Source organism: Allochromatium palmeri (assembly GCF_009720725.1).
GTDB classification, from domain to species: Bacteria; Pseudomonadota; Gammaproteobacteria; order Chromatiales; family Chromatiaceae; genus Thermochromatium; species Thermochromatium palmeri.
In genome coordinates this window covers 1-9,016 of sequence record NZ_WNKT01000072.1, presented here as the reverse complement: position 1 = coordinate 9,016, position 9,016 = coordinate 1, and the positions used below count along the sequence as shown (strand labels likewise).

Annotated in this window: 7 protein-coding genes and 2 pseudogenes; 5 read left to right on the top strand and 4 right to left on the bottom strand. The window is 63.9% G+C overall.

Annotated elements, in window-relative coordinates; genetic code table 11:
* From GJ668_RS18805 to GJ668_RS18790, 4 genes are all read left to right on the top strand, one after another.
* On the top strand, window positions 1-294 hold a 294-nt coding region (locus tag GJ668_RS18805), incomplete at its 5' end, for a transposase (RefSeq protein ID WP_186343029.1).
* A 164-nt stretch (window positions 295-458) separates the two neighbouring features.
* Complete coding sequence (gene xrtH / locus GJ668_RS18800; RefSeq protein WP_343032248.1) at window positions 459-1,004, top strand: exosortase H; 546 nt, start codon at window positions 459-461, stop codon at window positions 1,002-1,004.
* Complete coding sequence (locus GJ668_RS18795) at window positions 1,001-1,594, top strand: exosortase H-associated membrane protein (RefSeq protein ID WP_246195005.1); 594 nt, start codon at window positions 1,001-1,003, stop codon at window positions 1,592-1,594. The genes xrtH and GJ668_RS18795 overlap by 4 nt, the downstream gene beginning before the upstream one ends.
* A gap of 140 nt (window positions 1,595-1,734) precedes the next feature.
* Window positions 1,735-2,127, top strand: a complete 393-nt coding sequence (locus tag GJ668_RS18790; protein ID WP_155451637.1) for a DUF3775 domain-containing protein — start codon at window positions 1,735-1,737, stop codon at window positions 2,125-2,127.
* Between the two features lie 12 nt (window positions 2,128-2,139).
* On the opposite strand, the gene dapB is transcribed toward GJ668_RS18790, so the two are convergent.
* Genes dapB through GJ668_RS18775 form a run of 3 tightly spaced genes read right to left on the bottom strand, consistent with a single transcriptional unit; the run spans window position 2,140 to window position 7,343 of the window.
* Window positions 2,140-2,955 (bottom strand): 4-hydroxy-tetrahydrodipicolinate reductase, encoded by an 816-nt coding sequence (gene dapB, locus GJ668_RS18785; RefSeq protein WP_155451636.1) that lies wholly within the window; start codon window positions 2,953-2,955, stop codon window positions 2,140-2,142.
* Between the two features lie 28 nt (window positions 2,956-2,983).
* Entirely contained in the window at window positions 2,984-6,253 is a 3,270-nt protein-coding gene (locus GJ668_RS18780; protein WP_155451635.1) for an efflux RND transporter permease subunit, read from the bottom strand.
* Complete coding sequence (locus GJ668_RS18775; RefSeq protein ID WP_425482512.1) at window positions 6,246-7,343, bottom strand: efflux RND transporter periplasmic adaptor subunit; 1,098 nt, start codon at window positions 7,341-7,343, stop codon at window positions 6,246-6,248. Before GJ668_RS18775 ends, GJ668_RS18780 begins: the two co-directional genes overlap by 8 nt.
* Before the next feature lie 187 nt (window positions 7,344-7,530).
* On the opposite strand from GJ668_RS18775, the pseudogene GJ668_RS18770 reads away from it, so the two are divergent.
* A pseudogene (locus tag GJ668_RS18770) lies at window positions 7,531-8,847 on the top strand (AMP-dependent synthetase/ligase); the annotation flags it as partial.
* Window positions 8,848-8,881: 34 nt separating this feature from the next.
* Here GJ668_RS18770 and GJ668_RS18765 read toward each other — a convergent pair.
* Window positions 8,882-9,016, bottom strand: a pseudogene (locus tag GJ668_RS18765) (ISKra4-like element ISTvi1 family transposase); the annotation flags it as partial.

The window sequence follows — 9,016 nt, the reverse complement described above, 5'->3', positions numbered from 1 at the left end:
GATGGCGCCTCCTATCATCGCGCCGGGGCCGTGCGCGAGCTCGCTCAGGAGCTGTCGATCACCCTCCAACCGTTGCCTGCCTATAGTCCAGACTTCATGCCGGTGGAAGCGCTGTGGCGATGGTTACGCGAGGAGGTCACCTACCATCATTGTCACGCCACGGCCGAGGAATTGGTTCAACGGGTCAACCACTTTGTTCACACCATCAATGCCGATCCCTTCGCCATCGCTGACCGACTCTGGACCAAAACTACGCTCGATCCAGAGGAAGAGAAATTACGCATCCCGGCCTAGTCGAGGTTTAAACGCGCTTGCAGCCGCGAAAAGCGCGCGTCTACAGCAACCGCGATACGCGTGCTTGTCCGCCTGAGAACCCGGTGAGCAGGCTTGTCGTTGACCAGCCTCCACGCGCCTTGGTCCTGATGATTCGCGTCAAAGCCTAGCGATTGGCTAATATAGTGCCCATTCATCTCAAGACCAACGCACGCTTGAAACACTTTCTCCTCGTCTTCCCACTGCTCGTCATCGCCGTGTTCACCCTGGAACTCCTGCCCTGGGGCCAGACCTGGCTGGTCCAGCCCTGGACGGCCTTCATCGCCGATATCAGCGCCGGAGCCATGCGTCTGTTCGACGATCGCGTGCTGGCCCAGGGCAAGCTGATCTGGGATCAGCCGAGCGGCTTCGGAGTCGCGATCGAGGCCGGCTGCAACGGCATCGAGGCCGCCATTATTTTGATGGCCGCCATGCTCGCCTTCCCCGCCACCTGGCGCCAGCGCCTCATCGGCATCACACTGGGCCTGACGACCGTGCAGGGACTCAACATCCTGCGCATCATCAGCCTCTTCTATCTCGGCCAATGGAACCGCACCGTCTTCGAATGGGCACATCTCTATGTCTGGCAGGCGCTCATCATGCTCGACGTGCTGCTGGTGTTCCTGTTCTGGCTGCGCTGGGTATCGAGACAGACAAACGGCGAATCACCCGCACTTGAAACCTCATCATGAGTCCCGCCAATCCCATCACGCGCTTTGCGCTCTGGGTCATGCTCTGGCTGCCGCTGTGTTTCGGTGCCTGGTACTTCGCCACCATCCTGATCGCGGTGGCGCTGGCGGCGATGCTCGATGTCTCAACGACCTGGATACTGCCCGACGTCGTCGCCGGCGTCGTGCCCCAGGGCAACGATCTGCTGGTGTTGTTGCGCGTGGAGGCGCTGGACTCAGCGTCCCAGGCCGTCGCACCGACGTCGGTCATGGCCCACCCGATCGATGCGGTGAAATACGGCTATGGGATACCGCTCTACACCGCCCTGCTGCTGGCCGCTCCGGGCGGCGAGTCGGAGAAGATGGCGCACTGGCTGATCGGCCTGGCGATCCTACTGCTGGTGCAATGGTTCGGTCTCTCGGCCGAGATCATCAAGGATCTGGTGTTCAGCCTGGAGTCGGCGCGCGAACGGCTGGGAGCGTCCGAGCTCAGCCGCGAGATGCTGGCGCTCGTCTATCAACTTGGCTATCTGGTCCTGCCATCCGTGACGCCGGTTCTGATCTGGAGCGTACAATTTCGGCGTTATATCCGTGAACTGGCGACCTGTCGCTAAGCAACAAACACCGAAACATGACCCAGGACACGGACCACTCGCCCGCCCCGGTTTAGACTCGGAACAGCATGGATTCCGGCACGGCACCGCGATCAGCGCGGCGCGACGCCAGGAATCACTCAATCAGGAGCAATCGATCGATGAGCCGACTCCATATCAATCCCGAATCACTGTGCCAGATCATCGAGAAGGCGCGCGAGTTTCAGGCCAAAGAGGACGTCGTCCTGCCCGACACGCCCGACAGTCCGCTCGAGGACTGGGCATTGCAGATGCTGACCGATCACAGCGAAGACCTCAGTCTCAGCGAGATGACGCTCGCCATCGGTGAGATGAGCCAGCGCCAGCGCGCCGAACTGGTGGCGCTCATGTGGCTCGGTCGGGGCGACTATGGGATCGAGGACTGGGAAACGGCGGTCGATGACGCCATCGGCGACTATTCGCTCAATGCCGCCGCCTATCTGCTCGCGCATCCCATGGTCGCCGACGATCTACAGGAAGGACTGATCGCTCACGGCTATTCCTGCCAGGATTAACGACGTCTCGGATCAATAGTCCCGCAGTCCCAGCACATCCTGCATGTCGAAGCGACCGTGCTCGCGCTCGGCGATCCAGCGCGCGGCGCGCGCGGCGCCCCGCGCAAAGGTCATGCGACTGGACGCCTTGTGCGCGATCTCGACCCGCTCGCCATCGGCGGCGAACCAGACCGTATGCTCGCCGACCACGTCTCCGGCGCGGATGGTCTCGAAGCCGATCGTCTGACGCGCGCGGGCGCCGGTCTGGCCCTCACGCCCATAGACAGCGACCTCTTTTAGATTCCGTCCGAGCGCCTCGGCGATCACTTCGCCCATGCGCAGCGCCGTCCCGGACGGCGCGTCGACCTTGTGCCTGTGATGCGCCTCGATGACTTCGATATCGACCTCGTCGCCTAGCACGCGCGCGGCAATGTCGAGCAGCTTGAAGCAGAGATTGACGCCGACACTCATGTTCGGCGCGAAGACGATCCCGATGTCAGCACCGGCAGCCTCGATCGCAGCGCGCTGGCTTTCATCGAGTCCCGTGGTACCGATCACCATCCGCTTGCCGGCCGCACGACAGAGCGCCAGATGGTCCATGGTCGCCGCCGGCGAGGTGAAATCGATCAGGACATCGAAGTCATCGAGCACGCTCGCCAGTTCTGCCACGACCGCGACATCCAGCCGCCCAACGCCGGCCAGCTCGCCGGCATCCGCGCCGATCAGCGAGCTTCCGGCACGCTCGGTCGCCGCGCCGAGTCGCAGACCCTCGGTCTCCGCGACCGCCTCAATCAGGGTCCGTCCCATGCGCCCGCCGGCTCCGGCAATGGCGATTCTGATTTCACTCATCTGATGCATGACCTCTTCTGCAAAAACTTCAACCCGTCGCGGTCCGAATCCACTCGACCCGCTTGTACATGACGCCATAGTAAACCACCGGGATCACAACCAGCGTCAAGACCGTCGAGACGAACAGCCCGAACAACAGCGCCACCGCCAACCCCGAGAAGATCGGATCATCGAGGATGAACACGGCACCCGCCATCGCCGCTACGGCGGTCAGGGCAATGGGCTTGGCGCGCACCACGGCCGAATCGATCACCGCCTGCTCCAGACTCATCCCCGCGCGCACCTGCTGGTTGATGAAGTCCACCAGCAGGATCGAATTGCGCACGATGATGCCGGCCAGCGCGATCATGCCGATCATCGAGGTTGCGGTGAATTGCGCGCCCAGCAGCGCATGCCCCGGCAGAATCCCGATCAGGGTCAGCGGGATCGGCGCCATAATCACCAGCGGCACCAGATAGCTACGGAACTGCGCCACCACCAGCAGATAGATCAGCACCAACCCTACGCCATAGGCCGCGCCCATGTCGCGGAAGGTCTCATAGGTCACCTGCCATTCACCGTCCCATTTGAGGCTGTAGCCATAGGGGTTGGTCGGCGCCTGGCGGTACCACTGCTCCAGACCCAGCTCATCGCTCAGGGTCGCGGCGATCTCGAACAGACCATAGAGCGGACTGTCGGTCGCACCGGCCATGTCGCCGGTCACATAGACCACGGGCAGCAGATCCTTGTGATGGATGCTGTGCGCGCGCGTGCCGTCGACCACCGAGACGATCTCCGACAACGGCACCAGTTGGCCGCTCTCCGAGCGCACGCGCAGCGCCAGCACCTGTTCCAGATCCGCCTTGTCGGCTTCGCTGTACTCGACCCGGATCGGCACGGCGTACTTGACGTTGGCGCCGTGCAGGAAGCTCATGTCCTCGCCATCGAGCACCGTGGCCAGCGCCGTTGACACGCTCGACTGCACCACGCCGAGCCGCGCGGCCTTGGCGCGATCGACGACCAGGGTCAGCTTGTGCGCCGCGAACTCGACCGAGTCGTCGACATCGACGATGTCGGCTGTGCCCTCGAAGGCCGCGCGCACCTGACGCGCCATCGCGATCTGACCGTCGTAGTCCAACCCATAGACCTCGGCCACCAGCGGCGAGAGCACCGGCGGTCCAGGCGGAATCTCGACCAGCTTGGCATTGCCGCCGAAGCGTTGGGCGATCTCCTGCAAGGGGGCGCGCAGTTCCAGGGCGATGGCATGGCTCTTCTGGTCGCGATGATGAGCATCGACCAGATTGACCTGGATGTCGCCCAGATGCGCGCCCTCGCGCAGGTAGTACTGACGCACCAGACCGTTGAAGTTGATCGGCGCGGCAGTGCCGGCATAGAGCTGATAGTCACTGACATCGGGCAGGGTTTCCAGATACTCGCCCATCTCGCTCAAAACGCGCAGTGTCTGTTCGAGGCTGGTGCCTTCCGGCATGTCGAGCACCACCTGGAATTCGCTCTTGTTGTCGAAGGGGAGCATCTTGAGCACCACGGTGCGGTTGACCGCAAGCCAGATCGAGCCGCCGATCAGCAGCAGGATGACGCCGAGCAGCAGCCAACGGTTGAGATGTCCGCGCCGACCGATCAGAAAGGGGCCGATCAGCCGCTGGAAGACGGCGTTCAGACGCGGTGAATCGGCCTCATGGCCATGACCGCCACCCTCCCCGGCTCCAGCCGGTGCAGGCGCGTGCGCCAGATGATGACGCCCGAGCATCTGATTGGTCATCCAGGGCGTGAAGACGAAGGCTACCACCAGCGAGATCAGCATCCCCATCGAGGCGTTGATCGGAATCGGACTCATATACGGCCCCATCAGTCCGCTGACGAAGGCCATCGGCAGCAGCGCAGCGATAACGGTGAAGGTAGCCAGGATGGTCGGCCCGCCGACCTCATCGACCGCGCGCGGCATCAGATCGAGCAGCGAATCGCGGCTCATGGCCATGTGACGATGGATGTTCTCGACCACCACGATGGCATCGTCGACCAGAATGCCGATCGAGAAAATGAGCGCGAACAGCGACACCCGGTTGAGCGTGAAGCCCCAGGCCCAGGAGGCAAAGAGCGTCAGTGCCAAGGTCACGACGACAGCCGCGCCGACGATGATCGCCTCGCGCCAGCCGATGGCGAACAGCACCAGCAGCACTACGGAGGCGGTAGCGAAACTGAGCTTGCTGATGAGCTTCTTCGCCTTGGCATCGGCGGTGGCGCCATAGTCGCGGGTGATGGTCACCTCGACACCCTCGGGGATGAATAGCCCTCTGAGCTGCTCGAAACGCTCGATGACATCGGTCGCCACCTCGACGGCATTGACGCCCGCCTGCTTGGCTACGGCGATGGTCACGGCCGGACGGGTCCAGCCGGCGGTGACGCCCGACTGTTCGCCCCCCGGGCCGGCACCCATGAGCACATAGGTTTCGGGTGTCTCGGGACCGCGTTCGAGTGTGGCGACATCGCGCAGATAGACCGGACGCCCGTCATGCACCCCGACCACCAGCTCGCCGATCGCCTCGACCGAGGTCAGGAAGGTGCCGGCCTGGACCAGGATCTCCTGGTTGTCGGCGGTGACGCTCAGATTGTCGGCGATGCGATTGCCGGCCTGGAGCGCGCGGCGCAATCCATCGAGATCCAGTCCATAGCCGGCGAGCTGCTCGGGCTGGAGCTGGACACGCACCAGTTGTGCCGGGGCGCCGAGCGTATAGACATCGCGCGTGCCGGGAACGCGCTTGAGTTCCTGCTCGATGGCATGGGCGACCTGACCCAGCTCGTAGGCGCCGACCGCCTCGTTCTCGGACCAGAGGGTCGCGGTCAGAATGGGCACGTCGTCGATGCCCATGGGTTTGACGATCGGCGTGCCGACCCCCAGATTCGGCGGCAGCCAGTCCTGATTCGACAGCACCTTGCTGAAGAGCCGCACCACGGCCTCGGTGTTGTCCTCGCCGACCGCGTACTGAACCGTGATCACCGCCAGACCCGGACGCGAGACCGAATAGATGTGCTCGACGCCCTTGATCTCGGAGAAGACCTGCTCAGCCGGACCGGCGACCAGATGCTCGATCTCAGTGGCCGAGGCGCCCGGAAAGGGAATGAAAACATCGGCGAAGGTCACGTCGATCTGCGGCTCTTCCTCGCGCGGCGTGACCAGCACCGCAAACAGCCCCAGCAGCAGACCGAGCAGCGCCAGCAGCGGCGTGATCTCGGTGGCCTGGAAGCGGGCCGCGATCCGACCCGAAATGCCCAGTCGCTCAGTCGTGGCCGGCTCAGTCATGGGTCTGGTCCTCGCCGTCGACATGACGCACCGGCGTCTGGGCCTTGAGTTGCGCTCCGGCGGCGATCGGATCGAGCGCCACCGGCTCGCCCTCGCTCAGACCGGCCAGCACCACATAGGCGTCAGCGAGCGTCCGGCCAAGCCGGATCTGGCGGAAGTGGATGTGATCGTCCTCCCCCACCACATAGACCCCGGTGACCTCGGAACGCTGGACCACGGCCGACTTGGGCACCGTGAGTTCGGACTTCTCGCCGACCACGAAGCTGGTCTTGACGTACATACCTGGAAAGAGCGCCCGATCACTGGCCCCCTCGCCCGGTGGCAGCTCGACGCGCACCTTGAAGGTATTGGAGCCGGGATCGGCAAAGGGAAAGATTGTCAGCCGGCCGGAGGCGACGCGCGTCCCGTCGGGCAGATAGACCCAGGCGCGCTGTGAGGCGTCCGTATCGCCGCGCACGGCTGGAATCACACTCTGGGGCACATCGACCGTCACCCGCAGCTCGTCGAGCGAGATCCCGCTCATGATCGGCGTGCCCGGACTGGCGATCTCGCCGAGTTCGACATGACGCTGGGTGACGATGCCCGAATAGGGAGCGCGGATCTCGGTATGGGCGAGCTGTTCCTGAGCCGCTTCCAGACGGGCTGTCGCGGATTCAAGCTCGGCCCTGGCGCTGGCCAGCTCGGCGCGCGCCTTGTCCATCGCCGACTCCGAGACGTTCTTTTGACGATAGAGACCCGCCGACCGGTCGTGCTCGTCCTGGGTCTGACGCAGACGGGCGGTGGCCGCTTTGAGATCCGCCGCCGCCTGGCTGACACGGGTGCGATGCTCGGTGTCCTTGATGCGCGCCAGCAGTGCGCCCTTCTCCACGAAGTCATCGACATCGTAGAGGATCTCCTGGATCTGGCCCTGGGTCTGGGCCGAGACGGTGCTGCGCTTGACTGCCTCGACGATGCCGTCGAGGCGATATTCACGCGGCAGGGTACGGAACTCAGCCGGCGCTGTGGTCAGTGACGGCGGACTGGCCGCCTGATCCGCGAGCACGAACGTCGGCGTCAGTACGAACAAGGTCAGAAACAGGGTCGATCTCATCGAGTGCATTTCGATCACTCCTTGCATTAGATTTCTCTAATATTGCGTGCTTGACCGTTTTTTCAATTCCAGCATTGTATGCACCCGCCTCGATATGGACAGAGAGGCGGTTCGAATTGCGCACCGTGCATCTTTCCGGTTCAAATTGGACGCTGCCATAACAACGAAGACTGAGAGGATAGCGCCAGTGAAGCCAGGGTCCGAGGATCTGATTCCAATCGATCGCGCCAAGACACTCGATGGGCTCTTTTTGCAGCGCCTCAAGCGTTCGCCCGAGCGCGTGGCCTATCGCTATTTCGAGCGCGGCCGGGGGTGGTGTGCGCTGACCTGGCGCGAGATGGGCGACCGGGTGGCGCGCTGGCGTCAGGCGCTGGTCGGTGAATCGCTGGAGGCCGGCGACCGGGTCGCCATGCTGCTGCGTAATGGCCCGGAGTGGATCCTGTTCGATCAGGCCGCTTTTGCGCTGGGTCTGGTCACGGTTCCGCTCTACACCGACGATCGCGCCGACAATGCGGCCTATATCCTGGACGATGCAGCGGTCAAGGTGCTGCTGATTCAGGACGCGGGACGCTGGAAGCGTCTGGCCGACGCCATTGGCGACTCACCCTGGCCGCAACGGGTGCTCATTCTGGAAGCCAGTCCGGCCGCACATGAACTGGCCGCCCAGGATGCGCGCGTGCGGGTCGCCGAGTCCTGGCTGCCCGACAGTGCCCCGCCGCTGCCCCAGCGCGACGGCGAACCGCACGAGCTGGCGACCATCGTCTATACCTCGGGCACCACGGGTCGGCCCAAGGGTGTGATGCTCAGTCATCATAACATCCTGAGTAACGCCCACGCGGCGCTCACGCTCATCGACGTCTATGGCGAGGATCTCTTTCTTTCCTTCCTGCCGCTGTCGCACATGCTCGAACGCACGGGCGGTTATTTTCTGCCGATGATGGCGGGATCGACCGTGGCCTATGCGCGCTCGGTGTCGCAACTGGCCGAAGATCTGCAAACCATCCGCCCGACGGCGATGATCGCCGTGCCGCGCGTCTTCGAGCGGATCTACGCGCGGATCGCCGATCAGCTCCAGACCCGGCCGGCTCCGGTGCGCTGGCTCTTTCAGCTGGCCGTCGCGACCGGCTGGCGTGCCTTTCTGCGCGAACAGGGGCGCGGCGGCTGGCATCCGAGTCTGCTGCTGTGGCCTTTTCTCAAGCGCAAGGTCGGTGAGCCGGTGCTGCAGAAGCTCGGCGGACGGCTGCGGGTGGCCGTCAGTGGCGGCGCGGCCCTGCCGACCGGCGTGGCGCGCACCTTCATCGGGCTGGGTCTGCCGCTCATCCAGGGCTATGGACTGACTGAAACCAGTCCGGTCGTCAGCTTCAATCCGCTCGACGACAACATCCCCGAGAGTGTCGGCGTGCCGATCCGGGGCATCCAGGTACGCATCGGTCAGGACGACGAGTTGCTGATCAAGGGCGAGAACCTGATGCAGGGCTACTGGAACAACCATGCCGCCACGGCGGGTGCGACCATAACTGATGCGCGCCACGTCGTTGTCAGGCCGCTTGTTTAATCAGGTCTTGCCAATAGTCCTCCCAGTGGCCATTGACGCGGTTGAGGCGTAGCGCCAGCATGGCCTCGGCCTGCTCAAGGCGCCACCACGCCCCGGGACGCTTGAGACGTTGTTGAAC